This window comes from Akkermansiaceae bacterium (assembly GCA_024233115.1).
In the GTDB taxonomy this organism is placed as follows: Bacteria; Verrucomicrobiota; Verrucomicrobiia; order Verrucomicrobiales; family Akkermansiaceae; genus Oceaniferula.
This window is the reverse complement of the sequence record JACKQB010000005.1, coordinates 64,404-84,940: the sequence shown is the minus strand read 5'-3', so window position 1 is coordinate 84,940 and position 20,537 is coordinate 64,404. Positions and strand designations below refer to the sequence as shown.

Annotated in this window: 17 protein-coding genes and 1 pseudogene; 6 read left to right on the top strand and 12 right to left on the bottom strand. The window is 57.3% G+C overall.

Going from position 1 to position 20,537, the window contains the following annotated elements:
• From H7A51_14245 to H7A51_14225, 5 genes are all read right to left on the bottom strand, one after another.
• Positions 1-393: a F0F1 ATP synthase subunit delta gene (locus H7A51_14245; GenBank protein ID MCP5537378.1), complete on the bottom strand. Its 393-nt coding sequence runs from the start codon at positions 391-393 to the stop codon at positions 1-3.
• Positions 394-439: 46 nt separating this feature from the next.
• Positions 440-976 carry a F0F1 ATP synthase subunit B gene (atpF, locus tag H7A51_14240; protein ID MCP5537377.1) on the bottom strand — a complete coding sequence of 179 codons (537 nt, stop codon included), beginning with the start codon at positions 974-976 and terminating at the stop codon, positions 440-442.
• Between the two features lie 75 nt (positions 977-1,051).
• On the bottom strand, positions 1,052-1,288 hold the full coding sequence (locus H7A51_14235; GenBank protein MCP5537376.1) for an ATPase: 237 nt from the start codon (positions 1,286-1,288) through the stop codon (positions 1,052-1,054).
• A gap of 90 nt (positions 1,289-1,378) precedes the next feature.
• Entirely contained in the window at positions 1,379-2,248 is an 870-nt protein-coding gene (gene atpB / locus H7A51_14230; protein MCP5537375.1) for a F0F1 ATP synthase subunit A, read from the bottom strand.
• A gap of 181 nt (positions 2,249-2,429) precedes the next feature.
• Complete coding sequence (locus tag H7A51_14225) at positions 2,430-3,785, bottom strand: hypothetical protein (GenBank protein MCP5537374.1); 1,356 nt, start codon at positions 3,783-3,785, stop codon at positions 2,430-2,432.
• Between the two features lie 230 nt (positions 3,786-4,015).
• Here H7A51_14225 and H7A51_14220 point away from each other — a divergent pair, with 230 nt between their 5' ends.
• The 4 genes from H7A51_14220 (at position 4,016) to msrB (ending at position 6,451) form a co-directional block, all read left to right on the top strand.
• Complete coding sequence (locus H7A51_14220; protein ID MCP5537373.1) at positions 4,016-4,291, top strand: HU family DNA-binding protein; 276 nt, start codon at positions 4,016-4,018, stop codon at positions 4,289-4,291.
• A gap of 281 nt (positions 4,292-4,572) precedes the next feature.
• Positions 4,573-4,881 carry a hypothetical protein gene (locus H7A51_14215; protein MCP5537372.1) on the top strand — a complete coding sequence of 103 codons (309 nt, stop codon included), beginning with the start codon at positions 4,573-4,575 and terminating at the stop codon, positions 4,879-4,881.
• 144 nt (positions 4,882-5,025) lie between these two features.
• The gene (locus H7A51_14210) at positions 5,026-5,817 is read left to right on the top strand and encodes an ABC transporter permease (GenBank protein ID MCP5537371.1); all 792 of its coding nucleotides are present in this window, start codon (positions 5,026-5,028) and stop codon (positions 5,815-5,817) included.
• Between the two features lie 166 nt (positions 5,818-5,983).
• Positions 5,984-6,451, top strand: coding sequence for a peptide-methionine (R)-S-oxide reductase MsrB (msrB, locus tag H7A51_14205; GenBank protein MCP5537370.1), 468 nt, complete (start codon positions 5,984-5,986; stop codon positions 6,449-6,451).
• 320 nt (positions 6,452-6,771) lie between these two features.
• Here the strand turns inward: msrB and H7A51_14200 are convergent, their stop codons facing one another.
• The 5 genes and pseudogenes from H7A51_14200 to H7A51_14180 all read right to left on the bottom strand — a co-directional run bounded on the left by H7A51_14200 (position 6,772) and on the right by H7A51_14180 (position 14,965).
• A complete protein-coding gene (locus tag H7A51_14200; GenBank protein ID MCP5537369.1) occupies positions 6,772-7,767 on the bottom strand; it encodes an SUMF1/EgtB/PvdO family nonheme iron enzyme in 996 nt (331 codons plus the stop codon).
• A 310-nt stretch (positions 7,768-8,077) separates the two neighbouring features.
• Positions 8,078-8,821: a PEP-CTERM sorting domain-containing protein gene (locus H7A51_14195; protein MCP5537368.1), complete on the bottom strand. Its 744-nt coding sequence runs from the start codon at positions 8,819-8,821 to the stop codon at positions 8,078-8,080.
• 234 nt (positions 8,822-9,055) lie between these two features.
• Positions 9,056-9,127: pseudogene (locus H7A51_14190) on the bottom strand (PEP-CTERM sorting domain-containing protein).
• Between the two features lie 971 nt (positions 9,128-10,098).
• On the bottom strand, positions 10,099-11,559 hold the full coding sequence (locus H7A51_14185; protein ID MCP5537367.1) for a retropepsin-like domain-containing protein: 1,461 nt from the start codon (positions 11,557-11,559) through the stop codon (positions 10,099-10,101).
• A 22-nt stretch (positions 11,560-11,581) separates the two neighbouring features.
• Positions 11,582-14,965 carry a sulfatase-like hydrolase/transferase gene (locus H7A51_14180; protein MCP5537366.1) on the bottom strand — a complete coding sequence of 1,128 codons (3,384 nt, stop codon included), beginning with the start codon at positions 14,963-14,965 and terminating at the stop codon, positions 11,582-11,584.
• Positions 14,966-15,083: 118 nt separating this feature from the next.
• On the opposite strand from H7A51_14180, the gene H7A51_14175 reads away from it, so the two are divergent.
• Together H7A51_14175 and H7A51_14170 are read left to right on the top strand one after the other, a co-directional pair.
• The gene (locus H7A51_14175) at positions 15,084-16,175 is read left to right on the top strand and encodes a substrate-binding domain-containing protein (protein MCP5537365.1); all 1,092 of its coding nucleotides are present in this window, start codon (positions 15,084-15,086) and stop codon (positions 16,173-16,175) included.
• Between the two features lie 38 nt (positions 16,176-16,213).
• The gene (locus H7A51_14170; GenBank protein MCP5537364.1) at positions 16,214-17,542 is read left to right on the top strand and encodes a sulfatase-like hydrolase/transferase; all 1,329 of its coding nucleotides are present in this window, start codon (positions 16,214-16,216) and stop codon (positions 17,540-17,542) included.
• 147 nt (positions 17,543-17,689) lie between these two features.
• Here the strand turns inward: H7A51_14170 and H7A51_14165 are convergent, their stop codons facing one another.
• Together H7A51_14165 and H7A51_14160 are read right to left on the bottom strand one after the other, a co-directional pair.
• Positions 17,690-18,862 (bottom strand): cellulase family glycosylhydrolase, encoded by a 1,173-nt coding sequence (locus H7A51_14165; GenBank protein MCP5537363.1) that lies wholly within the window; start codon positions 18,860-18,862, stop codon positions 17,690-17,692.
• Positions 18,859-20,340 carry a sulfatase-like hydrolase/transferase gene (locus tag H7A51_14160; protein MCP5537362.1) on the bottom strand — a complete coding sequence of 494 codons (1,482 nt, stop codon included), beginning with the start codon at positions 20,338-20,340 and terminating at the stop codon, positions 18,859-18,861. The genes H7A51_14165 and H7A51_14160 overlap by 4 nt, the downstream gene beginning before the upstream one ends.
• Positions 20,341-20,537 lie beyond the last annotated feature (197 nt).

Below are 20,537 nucleotides of genomic sequence, written 5' to 3'. Positions count from 1 at the left end.
TTAAAATGCGTTGGTGAGGCGGTCGAGGCGGGACTGGACACTGCCGTCCCAAACGTCGTTGCCGACGCGGATTTTGACCCCACCGAGGAGCGCGGGATCGGTGTTATAGGAAAAGGAGAGACCGACACCATACTGGGTGTTGAGGCTTTCCTCGATACGGACGCGGCTGGGGGTATCAAGCTCGGTGGCGCTTTCGATAGATGCCTGGCGGCTTGCCTCATCGAGACGGACCAGACGAAGCAAGGAGTGCATGATCGCGCGGTAGTCGCGAGGCTTGGCGGCACCTATCTTTTTAAAGGCAGAGCGCATTTTATCCTCATCGAGTCGACCTTCCGGCGCGCAGAGGCGATAGATCCGGCGGGCGGCGCGGGCGGCATCCTTGGAGACTTTCACTGTATCAGTTATCCGTTAATGGTTATTAAGTTATCAGGAAAGCCCGTTAGCCTTCGACACTTTTGAGAGCCTCCTCGTTGATGCGTTTTTGGTCGGCATCGGTGAGTTCCTTGCCGGTGACGGCGGCGGTGGTGGCGGTGACGAGTCGGCCAAATTCCTTTTTGAGTTCGGCGGCCATAGTCTTGCGCTCGGCCTTGGCGGCTTCCTCGGCCTTGGCGAGGATCTGCTGGGCGTTGGCAACGGCTTCCTGGGCTTTTTTCTCTGAAAGTGAGGCGGCGCTCTCCTTGGCCTCGGAGATGAGGCGTTGGGCGTCCGCGTTGGCTTTATCGATGGCCTCCTGGGTGCGTTGCTCGGAGTCGGCAAGCTGCTGCTCGATGCGTTTCAGTTTGTCTTCGCCCTCGGCAATACGCATACGGCGCTGCTCCAGCATGTTCTGGATGGGACCAAAGGCAAATTTCTTCAGCACGAAAGCAACCACGAGGAAGTTGATCGTTTGCGCGATGAGCAGCGACCATTTGACATTAAACGGGTCGGTTACCTCGGTAATCGCGTTGCTGGCGAGGAAGTTAAAAGAGTCAATCATGCCGGAAAGAGTGTAGAGTAGATAGGAAAAAGAGAGTGTGGGAGTCACCGGATGATGACCCCCACACCAGGTAGATTACTGGGCGTTGTTGGCAAGGAAGATCGCGAAGAACACGATACCTTCCACAAGAGCCGCCAGAATGATGGCGATGGTAAGGATACCACCTTGTGCACCTGGGTTACGACCGGTGGCTTCGGCGGCTTTGGAGCCGATGAGACCGATACCGAGTCCAGCACCGAGGGCTGCGAGACCGACGTGGAGGTTTCCGCGGAGACCTTCAGCTGCAAGCATTTCAATGAGTTCGAGTGTCATGGTTTTTGGTTGGTTGGTTTTGGTTATTGTTGTTTTCATCGACCCCCACGGTTTGCCCATGGTCAGATCGGGGAAAGGGTTGTTTGAAAATTAGTGGGCGTGCTCCTCGTCGTGGGAGTCGCCGTGGTCGCAGATGAGTTTGAGGAAGACCGCGGTAAGGAGCATGAACACAAGGGCCTGGATCAGGCCGACCAGAAGCTCCATGAAGTAGAACGGCATGGGGGGCAGCCAGGCGAGATAGGAGGGCACCGCGTGCATCATCGACTCGAGGATATTCTCACCGGCGAAGATGTTGCCGTAGAGACGGAAGGTCAGCGCGACCGGGCGCATCAGGATGGAGACCACCTCAAGCAGGCCGACGGCGAAGAAGATGACGATCATAAAGATCTTCATCAGGCCGCCGAATTTGCCCTTGGGGGCGAAAATGTGGGCGAGGAAGCCCTTGATGCCGTTTTCGCTGACGGCCCAGTAGACCCAGAGGAGGGCAAAGGTGATGGCCATGCCGGCGGTCATGTTCAGGTCGGCGTTGGCACCGCGCAGGAAGGGGGTGTAATGGCCGTTGTCGATCCGGCCGACCGTGCCCATGCCGGGAATGAGGCCCGACCAGTTACAGACGAGGATCATCAGGAAAATGGTGGCAAAAAACCAGAAGGTCCGCTTGCAAAGATCCTTGCCCAGAATGCCCTCAAGGAAGGTATAGAGGCTCTCGACCACCCATTCGGCGAAATTCTGCAGCCCGGTCGGGACCAGCTTCATTTTCCTGGTTGCGGACCGGCAGAAAACGATGATGATGACGGCCGCCAACCAGACCATGACCATCGAGTTGGTAATCGGCACACCGTCGATGATTTCCTCGGCGTAGAGCGGCAGGGCGTGGGCCTCCTCCCCTGCAAATGCCATACCGGGCAAGAGGAGAAGAAGGGAGGTGATAAGTGTACGCACTGAGAAAAGCTGAGCCATAAAAAGAAGTCGATAGTTCGTCGGGCGGACGGGGCTATATCGCGCTGCCATTGGCACTGCAAGTCTATTTGTGAAATTTTTCACAAAGCCCCCCGGTATCATCCAAGTGTTTGCACAAAAGGGATATAGCCCGTTCCATGGCTCATACCAGCATCAACCCGGCTCGTCTCTTTAAGGCTCCTTAATATACCCGGACGATGTCCTGCTCCACCCCGAAATCCGCGACCCTTTCAAAACCGCCCGAGGCCAGGGCCTGCTCGATGAGGTCTTCCGCTGACAGGCAGGGGCGGCCGGAATGACGCTTCAGCTGAAAAGCAAGCGGCTTCGACGCCGGCCCGATGCCATGGTAGCTGCGGTAGACCACCTCTGTGCAGGCCAGCCGGTCCGCTTTTCGGAAATCGAACATAAAATCGTACAGTTTCCCCTCGTGGCTCAGTGCGCGCTTCAAGGCCTCGGCCCTGAACTGCGGGTCCAGCCTCGGCCTGAGCACCAGAAAAGCATCCACCTGCAGGGTCTCCGCCATCGGGCGGAACAGGACGCCGTCCTTTTTGGCCTCCAGGAAGTGGAACCCGTCCAGACATCGACCGTCCGAATCGCCGAGAAAGACACCCAGCTCGCGCCGTTCCTTTTTCCCCCCTATATATAAAGCAGCGTGTGGCCAGAATCCGGGTAGAAACAGATTACTCATCGCGTCATCGTGCCTGGTGATAAAGACATCACCCGCCCGCAGCAGCGGCTTGATGGTTGCGATCACTTCCGCCGTCACCCGCTTGCCTTGCCCCGACGGCTTGATAAACGGCTGTTTCATCTCCGCGATCGCACTGCCACTGAGTTTCAACAGATGAAACATGACCTTTTTATAACCGGAAACATGGCGTCGCTTGAAGGAATGGAGACGGTAATCCCATTTCCGCTTCAGGTAGTCGCGTTTCCGGTACTGTAAAAAGGGAGCTTCCTCGCCGAGGATGGCGACCAGCTCCCCGACCACCCTATCCTCTGCCAGTCCGGCGATATCCTCACCGTGCACCTCGAAAAACATCATCGCCTCGTGAAACCTCCACATCCTGCGCGACGAGCCTAGGTTTTTATACACCCGGGTAAAACTCTTCACCGGAATTCCATAGCGGGGCTCGGCCTCATCGAGCTTTTTCCAGACCACCGGCCGCTCGCGTGCCAAATCGACGATAAAGGTCGCCGACCTCACCAGCATCGTGGCGGCAGTGAACCCAACCACAAAGGCTCTCAGCCTGGCATTCCAGTCGGCTCCATCACCCGCCGCCGCCTCGCGTGACTCCACCCGGTCGAGCATCGGCTGGATCGACTCGACCACCTCCAGCAGCACCGCCCGCACGGAAAGATACCGCGCGAACACTTCGCGTATCCTCTCATCCTCGTCAGGCAGGAAATACCCCCGCTGCTGGGCCGCCTCGGCATCGGCAAGCTCGGCTTCCATTTGTTGCCTCAAGGGCATCGCTGAAGCGACCGACCTAACAGACCTTGCCGCGCGCTCGATTCCAGTCACCGCATCCATTCCCATATACCCTTTTTTTCGCACATCGTGCAGCTTGCGTCAATGACCATTGCACGGAGGGAATATGCGCCTCTAACACATACTAACAGAGCGACTTTCCCTAAAACAGGGGGCTACAGCCAACGGGAATATCCGCCGCCGGATCAAAAAAACGCCACAAGTCAAGCAATCCCTAGTGAAAATAGATAATTATTTAACTTTACATTACGAATGATCAATGGCAAAAAATCACCGTTATGAACAAATCCGAACTCGTCGAAGCAATTCAAAAGAAAATGGGTAAAGACGCCACCAAGCGTTGTGCCGAAGACTCACTCGCAGCTGTGCTTGAAAGCATCGCCAAAGGTGTCAAGAAAGATGGTAAAGTCCAACTTATTGGCTTTGGCACTTTTGAAGTCAAATCACGTGCAGCCCGTATGGGACGCAACCCCAAGACTGGTGAAGCCATGAAAATCAAGGCTTCCAAGACCGTTGGTTTCAAGTGCTCATCCAGCTTGAAAGGTTCCCTCTAAGCATTTTTTCTCATTTTTTTGAAAAGATACTTTTGCTAAGTCATCAACCAGCCCCGTGTCACCCTGTGTGGCGCGGGGCTTTTTTTGCACGGCGATCAAGCCAGCATTTTTGGGGTCATCTTTTTTTTTTTTTTTTTGTTGCGCGGCGTCAGAAATGGCATATCGTACTGGAAGTATCTCGTACCGGCTTCAGCCAACGGGATACGTTTGTCAGCCAACAGACCTGGCAAGCCAAGCTAATAAACAACCCGAAAACCAAACAACCTACCAAACCATACCCAATGAAACTACTTATCGCATCCGCCTTTGCCCTCGCCGCCACGTTCTCTTCCGTATCAGCCGACTGTTGTAAAGACGGCGGCTGTAAAAAGAAAGGTGACGGCTGTAAAAAAGACGACGAGCCAGCCCTGACCGTAACCTTCAACAACAAGTGCAAGGACGGCGGCTGCAAAAAGAAAGGTGACGGCTGTAAAAAAGACGACGAGCCAGCGCTGACCGCATCCTTCGACAACAAGTGCAAGGACGGCGGCTGCAAGAAAGACGGCGACGGCGCTAAAAAAGACGACGAAGGCGCCAAGAAGGCTGAGTAATCGACCCGCCATTTATTTTTACCCGCAAACCGCTTCAGGAAACTGGAGCGGTTTTTTTGTGTGGCAACGCTGGAAAGGCAGGCGTCGGCGGTTTAATCAAATTTGGTGTTTGGTGTTTGCTGTTTGCAACTTATAATCACGGTCATGCCACTCCGCGCCCTCGGCCGCCCCATGTTGGGTTTTCTTGACTACCTCGGTCAACTCACTGACCTGTCGTTGAAGATTGGTGAATCCCTGCTGTTCGGCAAACGAAGGTGGTGTCGATTCTTCGACCAAATCGTCGAGATCGGCTTTCACTCCCAACCGGTCGTCCTGATCACCGGTGCCTTTGTCGGCGCCGTTCTCGCGGCCCAGGGATTGTTCCAGCTGAGCGGGCTGAAGATGGAATCCATGGGCGGGGCATTGGTCAGCGTAGGTATGCTCAGGGAGCTGGGGCCGGTCCTCACCGGCGTGATGTTATCGGGTCGGGTGGGTGCCTCGATGGCCGCTGAAATTGGCACCATGCGTGTCACCGAGCAGATCGACGCGCTGCGGTCGATGAGTGTCAACCCGATCGATTTCCTGGTCACCCCCCGGTTTCTTGCGATGCTGGTTTCCGTGCCCCTGCTGATCACGGAGGCCGCCGCACTGGGTATCGGTGCGGCATGGATTGTCGGCACCCAGGCATTCGGGGTCTCCGAAGCCTGGTGGGTGTATCACACCCGCGGGCATACCGAGCTGGCTGATATCTACATCGCCCTGATCAAGGGTTTTATCTTTGGCATCCTCATCGTCATCATCTCCTGTCACCAGGGTCTCCAGGCCACCCATGGCGCCGTCGGGGTTGGCAAGGGAACCACCCATGCGATGGTCTTCTCCTCACTCGCCATCCTGATCACCAATTTTTTCCTGACCATGCTGCTGAATATCTTTTTCCCCATCGGCCTGGCCGGTTGAACCCGGCAAGACGGCACGCATTGACCGGGATGCATCGCCGGGGGAATAAACCGGCCCGCCCATGCATCCCACCCCTAAGATGAAAACCCCGTTACGTATCCTTCTCATCCTGGTCGCAGCTGGTGTCGCCGCCACGCTGATGATCAACGCACAATCCCAGCAAGCCATGGCCACATCCGATCAAACACCCGCACAGCCCGCCAAACCCGTCAGGAAATCCGATGCCGAATGGCGCCAGCAACTTACTCCCGAGCAGTACCGGGTAGCCCGCCAGTCGGGCACCGAGCGGCCGCACGGGGAGGTTTACAAACAGTTCAAGCAACAGGGTGCCGGCACCTACTACTGTGTCGGTTGTAACGCCGAACTGTTTTCCTCCAAAGTGAAATTCGACTCGGGCTGCGGCTGGCCATCGTTTTACGATCCGTCCAAGGCTAAAAACGTCAAAGTCATCCCCGACCCCGACGGCTCACGCACCGAGGTCCGCTGCGCCGTCTGCGACGCCCACCTGGGACATGTTTTTGTGGGTGAAGGATACAACACCCCGACCGATAAACGATACTGCATCAACGGGATTGTACTCAAGTTTGTGCCTGCCAAAGACCCGGCTCCCAGCAAAAAGCCAGAAGGCAGGTAGCCCGGGATGCAATAAAGTTCTATTCTTCCATAGGCGTCGAACTATACCTAGCGTTGCATGTGATCTGTCCTGGCTCTCTTTGGAGTGCGTGTGGCTTGCCACCGCTTTTGTCTGAGTCGGCTTGCCGATCTCTGTTCCGGTGACAACCGCACTTCATCTTCACTCCCAGCACGATGAAACCCCGCCACACGAGACAATGCACTATCTCTTTCCAGTCCGACGGAGGAGGAGGGCTGCAAGTCAGCATGGAGTGAGTAGGCGAGCGCAAACCTCGACCAGCCTCAAAGCGGAAGCAAGCTTCAGCACTCCAAACCTGCTGACTAGCGTCTTCTCAGGAAAAGTCCGCAGAGGCCGACGATGCAGGCTATGGCGGGAACGCCGGGCTCAGGCACCTCGGTGGCGACGATGCGGAAACCATTGTGGTCGTTTTCTCCGCCAAAGAGTGTGTATTGACCGATATTGCCATATCCGCTGGCTAACATCTGATCCGAGCCAAAGGCCCAGCCACCCCCCTTGGCAAAGGCGTCACCGCCATCCGTGGTCTGGTTCACCCACTCATAGAGGTTGCCGCCCTGGTCAAAGGTGCCGTAGTAGCTGGCGCTGTTTGCAAAACTTCCCACCGCCGTCACCTTCGGGTTGGAGCTGCCTGTGTAACCGGGTGCGAAATTGGCCTGGTTCGGATCGGTCAGCGAACTGTTGCCCGGGGCGGTGTCGCTTTGCGTCGGATAATCGTAGTAGCCGCCGATGCCGTCTTTGGTAGGATCATAATAAGCGGCCTTGTACCACTCATCCGCCGTGGGCAGCCTGAATTTTGCGGCCGCATCGGGGGTCATTCTCGCAATACCTGTCAGACTCATATCGTAGACCCCGCTCTCGGTGTCGCCGCTGCCCTTGCCATTGTGCATCCAGTTGACAAAACGTGCCGCGTCCAACCAGTTGACGTAGGCCACAGGATTGTTTTCACTGCCCGAAACAGCCGTGTACGAATATGAGCCCAGGGATCCACTCCGGGTGATCCCGTAAACGGTCGGGTTGTTTTCGTGGTAAAAATGGTAAAGCCCGCCACCGAACCCACCGGCATCGTTCTGGGCCTTGGCATTGAGAAACTCGGTGTACTGCGCGTTGGTCACCTCGTATTTTCCAATGCGGTATGCGTGGCCTACGGCGCCGTAGCCATTGCTGTCGGCTGCATTGCCCGCATCCCCGACGGTTGCCCATTGCATCGTTACGCTCTGGCCGACCACTTGACTGGTCAACGAACCTGCTGCAATAAGAAATGCAGCCCAACAATACCTGTGGCATCGCTCTATTTTCATGGTGATAAGGGTGTTTTTAAACAAGAAAATGAGGTGAGGCCAGGGAGTTCATCCCCCCGTGGTCAGCTCCGGTTCCTTGGTTCGTGTGTTTCCTAACACATATCCATTTATTTACAAGCCTTAAATAAATCGATTTGCCTCGCCTTCAGGGAGACATCCGCTTTGCCAAAAGCTTACCCGGGAAGTTCTCCTCAACCTGACAACAACAAAGACCACCCCCGGGTGCGGGGGTGGTCTTTGTGTTAGGTCTTTCTGTCAACGGCGATACAGTCAGTCCGCTTGCTTGCGGCGGCGCAGGACCGTGTGCTCCTTAGCCTTTACGGCGGCGGAGCATCAGCGCGAGGCCACCGAGGCCGAGAAGCGCGGCGGCGCTGGGCTCGGGCACAACGGAGGTGATGGTGATGTTGCTCGGCCCGACGAATTTGCTGTCTGTGCGGATATACAAACCATCGGCATTGGCGGCAAGATTGGCGGCGGATACCGAGCTGTCCATGGCGTAGTCATCGATCAGAACCGTGCTGGAGCCACCGGTGGTATGGATGAGATCGATGGTCGAGGTGCCGTAGTCGAGCACCAGGCGCAGGCTGTTTTCGATGTTGGTGCTACCGCTGAAGCCGCCCACTCCGCCGGCACCGCTCGAAGCGGTGCCGTTCTGGACGATGGTCCAACTGCTGCCGCTTTTCTGCACACCCAGCAAAAGGGTCGTGCCGTCGGCGATCCCCGTCGCCATGATCGGGGTGCTTGTTCCGCCGAAGCGACCGGTGATGTCGATGCTTAGGGTTGTGTTTGATGTACTCAGGACGGAAAACAGGCTCGTGGCCCTGGTGATGGTGTCCTCACCGTTATCATTTTGATTCCGAGCGAAAGGGGCACCGGTGTAGGCACCTACGACCCAGTTGTCAATATCGTCGCCAGTCCATCCATCGGTAGAGAGCAGGGTGTTCTGCGCACCGACGCTGGCTATATCGTAAATGAAAGTCGCGGCGGAAGCCTGGGACAGGCAGGCGGCGGCTGACAGGGCCAGCGCAGGGAGTATCGTGTTTGTTTTCATCATGTTTTGTATCTTGGTGGTGTGAGAGTTTCGTTGGTTCCGGGTACCAACGATGCAACTTGGTCAGAACGTACTCTAGGCAAAAGGCAGCGCCCTACAAGCAATCGATGCGCGATTTTACTGGTACCTTCCGCGTACCACTTGGAGCTGAAAACTTGGGCTTAAAAAAAAGACCGTCCACCTGAGCGGGGACGGTCCTGGGTCGGGGAACAATCCCCATGATGAAAAGCAGGTCGCCTACTTGCGGCGGCGCAGAATGAGCGCCAGTCCACCGAGTCCGAGAAGGGCGGTGGAGGATGGCTCGGGTACGGTCGTGATGGTGAGTCCATCAACGCCCACACTTGAGTGGTTTGACCGCATATACAATCCATTTGCAGTGGTCATGTCCGTCGATCCAAGACCCAAGTTCCGGCCATCCATCACCTTGACATTATTGACATACAAATCGCCGGATCCGTTTCCTGAATTAGCGAGCAAGTCAAGCTCCAGACGCACGTCAAAGACACCAGCCGAGGCAAAGCTACCTGGTCCCGGACCTGTACTGGTGCCGGTGCCGGTTTCAAAATACCGAGATCCACCACGGATGATATAGGCATCTCCATCGCCGAAATTACCGCCCACGCCGATCAGAACGTTAGCACCATTAGCCAATGCAATGGTCCAGTTTTTACTACCGGACACACGAACTGTCGTCTCAAGTGTCAGATGAGTGTCGGTTGGAAGAATGCTGTAGGTGAAGTTTGCATCGTTCGCCCGGGTCGTGATGCGGTTTGTGTCCGCTGTGTTGCTTGCGTAGTCCGTTAGACCACCACCATCAGCAATTTTCCAGTCGGCGACACCGGTTCCGGTCCAGTTGTCCGTGGAAATGAGAGTTCCGTTTGTGGTGCCGACCTGGGTCGCGAAGTCGTAAACGTAAGTGGCGGCGGAAGCCTGGGACAGGCAGGCGGCGGCTGAAAGGATCAGCGCGGGGAGTATTGTGTGTGTTTTCATCATGTTTTTTTTGGTGTGTGTTTTCATCATGTTTTTTTGTGTGATACGAATGTTTCGTAGGGTTAGGAAACCAAAATGCAACTTGGTCGGTCCGCACTTTAGTATAAAGTCACCCCCTTACAAACCATCAATGCATGATTTTACTGGTACCCTCTGCATACCACATCGTGCATAAAAAAGACCGCCACCTGAACAGGGACGGTCTTGGGTCGGGAACATTCCCTATGACGTAGTATGAGTTACGGCGTTTGCAAAAAGTGATTATTGGAGGCGGCGCTTCGTGAGGCGGATTACTTCGGGTCTACCCCATTGATCGCCTGCTGGAGATCGCGGCGGCGTAGCGGGCTGTCGGTGTAGATGCTGCCAGATGCGGGCGAAGGTGTAATCTGGCCGTCCTTGCCCACCGACAGGAAAACGATTTTCTCCGGATTGCGCGCCAGTGTTTTCATCAGGTTGTCTCGGATGGCGGCCTCGCCTTTGACGCGCGGGATCACGGTGACAAAACTGAACTCGCCGCCTTCAGGATAGTCTGTGCCCTTGTCGGCCTTGAAGGACTTGACGATCTTGGCGTGCACCCTGGCGGCCATGTAGGCTTGGCCGTAGGAGGCGGTGACCTCCACTTTGGGCAGCACGGAAAACGATTCCACCGCCAGGGCCAGGATGACATTGTTTTCGCTGACCTTTTTCGCCAGCTTTTCCGGGGAAATCCCGAACTTTCCGGCCATCAGCATGGACTCGTGCAGGGGGATGGTCTTCGGCTCCAGAAACAGGCTGGCACTGCCGATGTCATAGATCGCCTGCGATGCAAACAGGAACTCGGAGCCAATGATGCCGTCGAACTGGTCGACGTTGATCGCATTCAAATCGATCACCAGCATGGGGTAGTCTTGTAGTTTAAACGAGCCTATTTCCAGCTTATCGACCGAGCCGATGCGGATCGCGCTCTGGCCGTCACCGATGCCCACCGCCTTGACGGGGGATGGCATGGAATCGATGCCGGCCTCCTTGGCAAACTTGGATGAAATGACCGACTGCTGGGCGCCGGTATCCAGCACAAACGAGCCTTTGCGCCCGTTGATCGTGACCTGCACCACCTGGTGTGTGCTTCCCTGCCCCGCTTTTGTTAGCGGGACACGCACCCAGCCCAGCTCGGCGGCCTTGGCGATGATGTCGGGGGCTTTTTTCGTCGACGGATAGTGTAGTCGGTCGGTTTTATAATCGATCAATGCGCGGGCGGGTTGCAGGATATCGATGCCCACCTGGCCGCAATTCTTCACAGGCTTGCCATCGATGAGGATGCCGGACTGCGTGCCTTTTCCTGCGTAAACCGTAAGCTCGACCTCACCGATATTGATGTGGGGGCCGACACGGAAAGCCGGAACTTTGGCGAGGCGTTTCTTTTCGGCACCGCCGATACCGATCACGGTCTCGTTGGTATCGCGCGTTGTCAGGCCGAAGAATTGCACGCCATGTCTGGTGATGCAGGAGCTGATGGCTCCGGAATCAATGTGGAACCAGCCGTTTTTCTCGCCGACGGTTCCCTTGATGTAGTGCTGGGTGCCCTTGACATCGGTCACCAGCCTGGTGCCGGCATAGTTTTTGCGGACAAAGGCGTGCAGATCGCCGGAGGTCTCGCCTTGCTCTTGCCTGGCATTATTTTTGTTAGAATCATTCTTGTCGAGATCCTTTGCCCACCCGTTCAGTGGCAGCAAGGAGGTCATCAGGGGAATCATGTAGTATGCTTTGATCATAGGAGTTGGTTGTGACGTGTGACTATGGAGTGGCGACGACGTGGACAAACAATTTTCCGTCGTCGACAACGGCGGCGGGGATAACGACCTCGACGCGGTCAATTCCGTCCGCGTAATAGTCGTCCGTGGTTGTTACCGTGATGCGGACGTCTGATGTCACTGGTGTCCAGAGTTCAAGATCGCTACTAAACTCAGCGTGATGATTCACCAGGCTGTTGGCACGATAGGTCAGGGTGACATCACCGCTGGAAGGATCGCTTACCACGGTGGGTAAAAGCGATCTGGCTGCCAGGCCGGGATTGTCCGCACCGAGCAGGAATGCGATACCATTGGATACTCCGTCACCGTTGGCATCGGCTTCGAAAGCAGCATCAGGCCCGGAGACGCCGGCATGCTGCATCCAGGATTCAAAGGCGGTCAGCGGGACGATGGCAATATGGTTGGATCCACTGCCATCATCGAATGCATAGTCGATTTTATGCGTGGCGGGCAGCCCGTTGATGGCGGCAAAAACCCCGGTAAGCTGGCCGTAGCTGGCGATGACCACGGGGGACTCCGTGAAACCACCACCGAGGTCGATGAGATCAAGTGTGCCATTGGTAAGGTCGAGCGTGCCTGAGACTAACAACTGGTCGGCTGAGGTGGCATCGAGCTCAACTTGCAGTTTACCAAGCGCAACATCACCTGCAGCAGTTAGAGTGCCGATGGATTCACCCGGCGCAATGGTCCCCGCTCCGGTGATGTTCGCCCCCACCTGCCCGTTTCCTCCCAGGGTTCCGTCGATGCCAAGCACCACCGCAGAAGTGGCATTGAGTGCCGCAGTCTGCTCAACGATGAGTGTGCCGCCGGTCACCGAGGTCGGCCCGGTGTAGGTCGGCGAGCTTGCCAGGCGGAATGTCGATGCGCCGGTCTTGGTGACGCCGACGGGAGCATAGTCATCCGCAAGCACCCCGGTCATTCTGAATTGTGCGTTACCGTCGCCGGAAACCACCAGGTCATTGTGCAATTGGAGATCCACATCGATTTCAAACGTAAACCCAGCCCCGTTAGCAGCAAGGTCGAGCGAGGGCGCGGTGCCGTCGAGCGCGTTTGTCAACAGCACCGGCAAACCGTGCAGACCTCCCGACTGCGGCGAGGTGCCGGCAAAATTTCCTGTAAAACGCAGGGAGTTCGCCATGAAGTCACGTTTCGACAGCCTCGTTCTGTCATTTTCCACCAGGTAGGAAAAGTCATCGCGCACCGGAAAATCCAGCACACACCCGGCAAAGGAGTCGGTCACGAACAAGTCCACCGCGCTATCGTTCTCCGGGTTTTTCCAAACGGATGCGTCCGACCACTTGAGGTTCGCCGTGGGCTGGCTGGCAGTGATGACTCCGCGTTCTAACACAAAGTTATCAAGACGGGCAAAACCGCTGCCTGATTCCGCGGAATCAACCATGACAAAAAGCGACTTGCCTACTGCCGAGGCAGGGATCGGATCAAACTGGGCTATCTCGGATTGCGCCGCACCATCCACTGCGGACAGGTTCGAATCGACCGACTGAATGACCGTCCGGGTTCCATTGATTTGGTTATCGGCCGTCGTGAAAAGCGTCACGCGGATCCGGTCCGACAGGTCGTCCCAGCTGGAGGAATCCTTCCAATCATAAGTGGCGCGGAAAACCTCTCCATTACCCAGGGTGTGTGCGGTAGCGAGTCCGAAACTACGCGTCGTGCTCTTGGAAATCACCGCATTCCGGCTACCATCAATCGCATCGTCTGTGCGCGTTGCAACCGAGTCCTGATCCGCGTTTGCGCCAATGTTCTCCCAACTGGGCGTGTCCGCATAACTGACATTGCCGGAGCTCGATGTGGTGTTGAAATCGCCATTGAGAGTCGTCCCGCCCACAAGAGTCAAATCCGCAACAAACGATGTACCTGCACCAGGAGAAGCGGGGTCGAGCACAAAGCGGTCGTTCTGATTAATCGTCGATGCCGTCTTCCCTAGGGTTGCATGCCGGGGCTTCTCATTTCTGGCTTCAAACTCGGTGTATTCGTGCAGCAACTCCGCCAGCTTCTCTGGCTCGGAACCCGCGAGATCGGTCGTTTCGGAAATATCGTTGACGAGGTTATACAGCTCAAAGCCACCACTACCATTTGCACTCTTAACGATTTTCCAGTCGCCCTTGCGAAGGCTACAGTTTGAGCCAAAACGAATCGCGATGGTTTCGTGGGGTGGGGTGGTCACCGTGCCGTTGAGATAAGGCAGCAGGTTGATGCCCTCGATGTCGGCTGGCACAGCTGCCCCCGCTGCGGCGAGACAGGTCGGTAGAATATCCATACTGTGGACTGGCTGGTGGTAACTGCCATTCACCGGGATGCCGGGGCCGGCCAGAATCATCGGCACGCGGATGCCACCCTCGTAGGTAGAGCCTTTGTTATCGCGCAAGGGACCATTGTCAGCCCCGATGCCGTTTGCACCGCCGTTGTCGTTGATGTAGATGATGACCGTTTCATCGGTGATATCGACGGAGCCGTCGCCGGCAGGGTCAGCCAGTTGATCGAGCAACAGACCGATTTCCTTGTCCATGGTCAATATCATCGAGGCGTAGTTTTTCCGCGTGCCGGACAGCCCGGCGAGCCGTGGGTCATCGATGTCCGGAGAGGCACTGATCGGTGAATGCGGGCAGGTGTAGGCGATATAGAGGAAAAACGGTTGCGCCTCCGCATAGTGACGGGAAATGAACTGCTGGGCGCCTTCACCAAAGCAGTTGGTCACGTAGGCGTTGAGGTCCGGACGGGCCGACGAGGAGGGAATCAAATCGACATTCCAAGGAGACTGCGTTTCGACCTCAGTATCCGAAAAGGGACTGCGGATGGTTTCGCGCAGCGCCAGCGTGCCTGATAAGGAACCAACATTGTAGTTGCGCGAGCCCCCCCAAACGCCAAAAAACTCATCGACGCCCTGCTTCTCAGGCCGGTTGCCTGTGCCATTGTCATCAGCCGCGTTGCCGATATGCCACTTGCCGATGGCTCCCGTGGTGTAACCCGCCGACTTCATCCGGTCGAAAATGGTGAGTTGGCTATCAAACAAGCCGTCACGCGAGTTCGCCCCGCTGAGGTTGTTGATGTTGTATTCGTAGCCGATACGGTTCTGATAGCCGCCGGTAACAATGGCCGCACGTGACGGCGAGCAGACGGGTGCCGTGTAGGCATTGGTGCAAAGCACCCCCCGCGCCCTCAGGGAATCAAGGTTGGGTGTCGGAACCGGAGTCGCCGGATGACTTGCATCCAGCGTTTGCAGGTAACTGTCCATGAACCCCCAGTCGGCATAACCACCATCGTCTGAGACGATGACAATCACATTGGGGGCTGCAAACAGCAGTGTCGGAAACGCGAGGATGGCGAGGATGCGTGCTACTAACATGAGATAATGAATTGATTTTGAAAAACATGACTACACGCCTAAGTAGCCTCTCCCGCGGCACTCGGCAAAACTTTCCCCTTGGGTTTTAGTGGTATCCTCGCTATACCGCCTGGAGTCAATGAGCCATCACATCAACCGAAACTACCTGCCGGTGCAGGTTGCGGAGCGCATGCACCAGGAAATCCTGGCCGGTGCCTGGTCAGGGCGGCTGCCGGGGAGGCGGGTGCTTGCCAAGCGCTACCAGGTCAGCGAAAAGACCTGCGCCGCCGCCATTTCCATCCTCGCCAAACAGGGCGTATTGACCAGCGGGGGGCATGGTAAGCCATGGCAAATCAAGCCGTCCTGGAAACCCGCCACAACCACGATTCGGGGCAAAAACCTGCTCATCCTCTACAACACCTCGTCGCCACCAACCCACGAGGACGACTCCCTGCTGCACTCGATTGAGACCGCCTGGCAAGGAGCCGCCGGGCACCCGCTCCGCAAGGGGGTGGATTTCGATTATTACAAACATCCCGCCAGTTATCTCAAGGAGATGATTCATCGCGATGCCGCCGACGCCTTGTTTCTACTGAGTCCTCCGATCCAGTGGGCGAAAGCGGCACATCAGATGCTCCCCGTTTTCCAGATTAGCGGGACTCTATGCAGCGACACCCCAACCAGCTATTTCCCCTATAGCACCGAGGTGGAAATCGCTCGACTCACACGTTATCTCGCCGGTCTTGGACATCGGAAAATCCTCATTCCGTGGCGTGAGGAGATTGTCCTTCCATTCATCATGAAGGGGCTCCATCAGGGCTTCGAGGGTCAATTTACGGAAAAGCAATTAGCGCCTTATTGTCCCCTGGTCACCGGCGACACCCCTGAGGCGTGGACGCGTTTCTGGCACCAATCGATGTCCACACTGGAGCCCAGCGCCATCATTGTCTTTGATGATCGCCACCTGGTGTCTCTGTATAGTTTTTGCTCGCGCGCGGGTATTCAAATCCCCACGCACCTGTCAGTCATCCTGGTTACCTACAACCCACTGTCTGAATGGTTTCGGCCCATGCCTACGATGGCCTGCTTCCCTAACAACACCGTGCTCGATCACTTCGAACGCTGGATGAGCAACGGCTACCAAGCCTGCGGCGTGCATTACCTCCCACTGGACCGCATTGACGGCGGCAGCGTCGCGCGGCCTTCGTCGGTGGAGGATGGCGAACAATAACATTGCCACACGGGTGGCAGCTGTGCTTTTTTGCCGCCATGAAACTGCGTGTCCTGCTGCTTGCCCTGCTTTCCTGTGTTTCCCCGCTTCTGGCAAAACAACCCCACATCATCGTCATTGTTTCAGACGACCAGGGTTATGCCGACGCCGGCTTCCAAGGCTCCAAACAAATCCCGACCCCGCACCTGGATGCGATGGTGAAGGACGGGGTTCATTGCACCCGCGGCTACGTCACCGCGCCGGTGTGCAGCCCCTCGCGCGCCGGATTGCTGACCGGTCGCTACCAGCAGCGTTTCGGACACCACAACAACATCGTCAAACAGGCGGCGCTGCCTCATGCCCACACGCCACTGGACGAAACACTGCTGCCCCAGGTGCTGAAAAAGGCGGGCTACCACACGGCGATGGTTGGAAAATGGCACCTCGGCCTGCAGGACAAGTGCCGACCCTACGAGCGCGGGTTCAACGAGTTCTTCGGTATGATCAACGGTGGCCACGACTACTTTATCAACAACCCGAAAGTCCGTGCCACCAGTGACAACTCCTACAAAGCGCGCATCGAGCGCAATGGTCCGGTCGGCGAGAAGGTCCCCGGCTATCTAACCGATGCCTTTGGCGATGACGCCGTGCGCATCATCCGCGAGACCAAGACCAAGCGCTCCGGCCAGCCGCTGTTCCTCTACCTCGCCTTCAACGCGCCGCACACCCCGGCCCAGGCACCGAAAAAGCTGGTCGAACAGATGCCGGAGTCAATCAAAGACAAAAAACGCCGCGTTTACGCCGCCCAGATCGCTTCCATGGACGCCGCCATCGGCAAAGTGCGCGCCGCCCTCAAGGAAACCGGCATGGACAAGGACACTTTCCTCCTTTTCTTCTCCGACAACGGCGGTGCGAAATACCCCTACTTCGACAACACCCCCTTGCGCGCGAGCAAGGGCACCGTTTACGAGGGCGGCATCCGCGTGCCTTTTTTTGCTGTCTATCCAGGCGTCATCCCCGCCGGCGGCAGCTGTGATGTGCCGGTCACTTCGTTAGACGTGTTTGCCACCGCCTGCGCGCTGGCCGGGGTCACTCCGGAAACCACGCACCCACTCGACAGCCAAAACATGCTGCCCGTGCTCAGCGGTAAAACCAAGACCCCGACGCACCCTGCGCTGTTCTGGGAGTTCCCCGCCAACGGTCCGCAGGCCGTCGCCCAGGGCAAGTTCAAGCTCATCGTGCAACGCACAGGCAAACCCGAGCTCTACGACCTCTCCAAGGACGTCGGGGAAAAACACGACCTCTCCGCAGAACTCCCCGAGGTGGTCGCGCAACTGCAAAAGCAGCTCAAGCAATGGCGGGCCAACAACGTCAAAGCCAAGTGGTGAATGGCGCCAACGGTCTCGGTATTTCCCGTAGCGAAGGGTTTGCACCCTTCGTTGGTTAGCGCGTTGATTACCTTGAATCAAACGAAGGCTGCATACCCTTCGCTACGGGAGAACGCCCAGGGTCCAGACCTAACACATCTTGCATGATTACCGGGTCTTGACACGCTCCGGTTTATTCTTGTTAGACGAGGTCATGCGCCTGATGAAATCGATTTCCTCCTTCGAGTAGGGGGTGCCGTCGATGCGGTAGATGTCATGGAACCAGAGCTTCGGTTCGGGGTAGGCTTCGCCGGGTTGGACGACCTGGTCTTTTTGTTTCCGCAGGGCGTTGACATCCTTGCCTTTGTTGGCACTCCACGGCCAGACGGTGCCGGTTTTCCCCGAGACAAAACCCCAGTTGATGGCGGCGACGCGGTTTTTTTTCAGGATCGGCATGGCGACCTGGAACGTGCTGGTGGGCCGCGCCATGTACTCCGTGCAGAGGGCGGGGCGTGCCCGTTTCGCGTAGTGCGCGACCAGGGCGGGGAGGTCTTTGTCCTGGTAACAGTGGAACGAAATGACATCGGAGTTCGCCCGCGCGATATCGATAAAGACCTTGCCCTTGGAGCCTTCCGCGGTGGAGCAGAGCGGCTGGCTGGGGTTCACTTCACGCGCCCACCTCCACGCGTCCATCAGCAGCGGGACCGATCTCTTTCCAGCCGAGCGACCGGGTTCGTTGTAGAGCTCCCAGAGCAGCACACGCTTGTCGTCCTTGAACCGGCGCATGGTTTCCTGGACATAGCCCTTCAGGTAGGCCTTCTCCTCCGCGCTGGCCTTGCCGTCGTGATAACGCATCAGCAACTCCCTCGCCGGAGACTTCGCCCAGCCGGAGTTGTGAAAACTTTTCACACAGGGAGGCTGGACGCCGGCGACGGGGTCGGGGCGGTGGCAGTCGTCGAAAAAAACGAACAGCACCTTGATGCCGTTGTTGTCGCAGAGTGTTAGAAACCGGTCGATGCGTTGATAGAGACCGGCGGCATCCTGTTTCCAGACGAGGTCGTGCAGGTAAACCCGCAGGGTGTTGAAACCGAGGTCCTTCGCCCAGCCCAGCTCCCTGGTCATGGTTTCCATGTCAAAGGTGTCGGCCTGCCACATCTCCAACTGGTTGATGGCGGTCGCGGGGATGTAATTGCAGCCGACCAGCCACGGCTGGGCGTCGTACCAGGCGCGGGCTTTTTGGGCGGGCCAGCGTCCGGGGACTTGCTCCACTTCCGCTGATTTGCCGCGGGCCGGAAACAGCAGGAGGACGAGGGCAAGCGCGGTGAGGGTGCTGCGGCTCATCGTTTCAGCGACCAGATGTTTTCCTTGCTGTCGGGCTCCGGCTGGGTGAGTGAGTATGTTTTCTTGTAGAGCCCGGCGTTGTATGCGCCCCACATGGGGGCCGACATGAACATGGGAACACGCTCGAAGCTGGCTTCCCACTGCATTTGTTTGTCGAGGAGCCTGCGGACGATGTCGGGGTGCTCGGCCGCGACGTTTTTGGTCTCACCGATGTCCTCGGCCAGGTTGTAGAGTGCGGTCGGCATGCATGCCGCCTGCAGCAGTTTCCAGTCGCCCATGCGGATGGCGGACTGGCGCAGTGCCGTCCGCCATGCGAGGAACGCGTGGGGCGCGTCCGTTTTTTCTCCGGTCAGAAAAGGGGTGAGGTCAACGCTGTCGTAGATGGTGGTCGCCTTGTTGGCCCGGCCTTTTTGGGGGGAGCGGGGAATGCGCTTGCCCGGCGCCGGTGGCGTGCCTCCGGCGGCGGCCACGAATGTCGCCATAAAGTCGAGCGAGATCAGCGGCTGTTGGTAAACTCCGGGTTTCAGTTTCGCCGGCCAGTGGAAGATGGTGGGGACGCGAATGCCGCCCTCGTAGTAGGTGCCCTTGGTTCCGGTCAGCGGGGCATTGACCGCGTGGCTGACCTCCACCGAGCCTCCGTTGTCCGAGATGAACACGATGAGGGTGTTCTCCAGCTGCTTGTTCGTCTTCAGGGTATCGATAACCTTGCCGATGTTCCGGTCCATGCAGTCCTGCATCGCGCAGTAGATGCGGCGGGTTTTGTTGTGAATGTGGGCGTATTTTTCCAAGTCCTCCTTCTTCGCCTGCATCGGCGCGTGCGGGGTGTTGTAGGAGAGGTAGAGGAACCACGGCGCATCGGTTTTCCGGGTGGCCGCCTTGCCGCGGTTGTTGATGAAGTCGATCGCCTCCAGGGTGAACCAGTCCGTCAGATAGGGGGTGCGGATTTCCGTGACCTTGTCGCGGTTGAAAAGGAGTTGGTTCTTGTCCGGCGTCGGCCAGTAATCGTGGTGGCCGCCCAGCATGCCAAAAAAGAATTCGAAGCCGCGCGCGTTCGGATGATGCCCTTCCACACTCTCGCCGAGATGCCATTTCCCGATCATTCCGGTGCGGTAGCCGAGCGCCTTCATCCGGTCGCTGACGAGTGGCTCGTCGAGCGGGATGCCCGCGAATTCAGGCTTGAGGTAGTCGGGTTGACCCAGGTTGTGCTCAAAGCCGAAACGCGAGCCGTAGCGACCGGTGAGCAGCCCGGCGCGCGATGGAGCGCAGACGCAGTTCGTCACGTAGCCGTCGGTGCAGCGGATGCCGTTTTCCGCCAGCTTGTCCAGGTTCGGTGTCTTGATTTGTTTCGAGCCGTAGCACGACAGGTCGCCGTAGCCCATGTCGTCCGCAACGATGAGCAGGATGTTGGGTTTTTCCCCTGCCAACGACAGGGGGGCGAGGACTGCGAGGACGAGGGAGAGAATGTGGGTGCGTTTCATCGTGTTTATCAGGGTTGGGACAATGGACAGACCATCATCTAACAACAAGGTCTGCCTGTTGCTGATCCATTTGTAAAGCCCGCCACGTCACTTTGCAAGAGCATCAGCCCGCATTTGTCTGGTGCTCTCAATATACCACTCAATCTACCACGCGCATCCCGCCAAGTTCCGCCGTCCGCGCAGGGCTGATGGGTTAA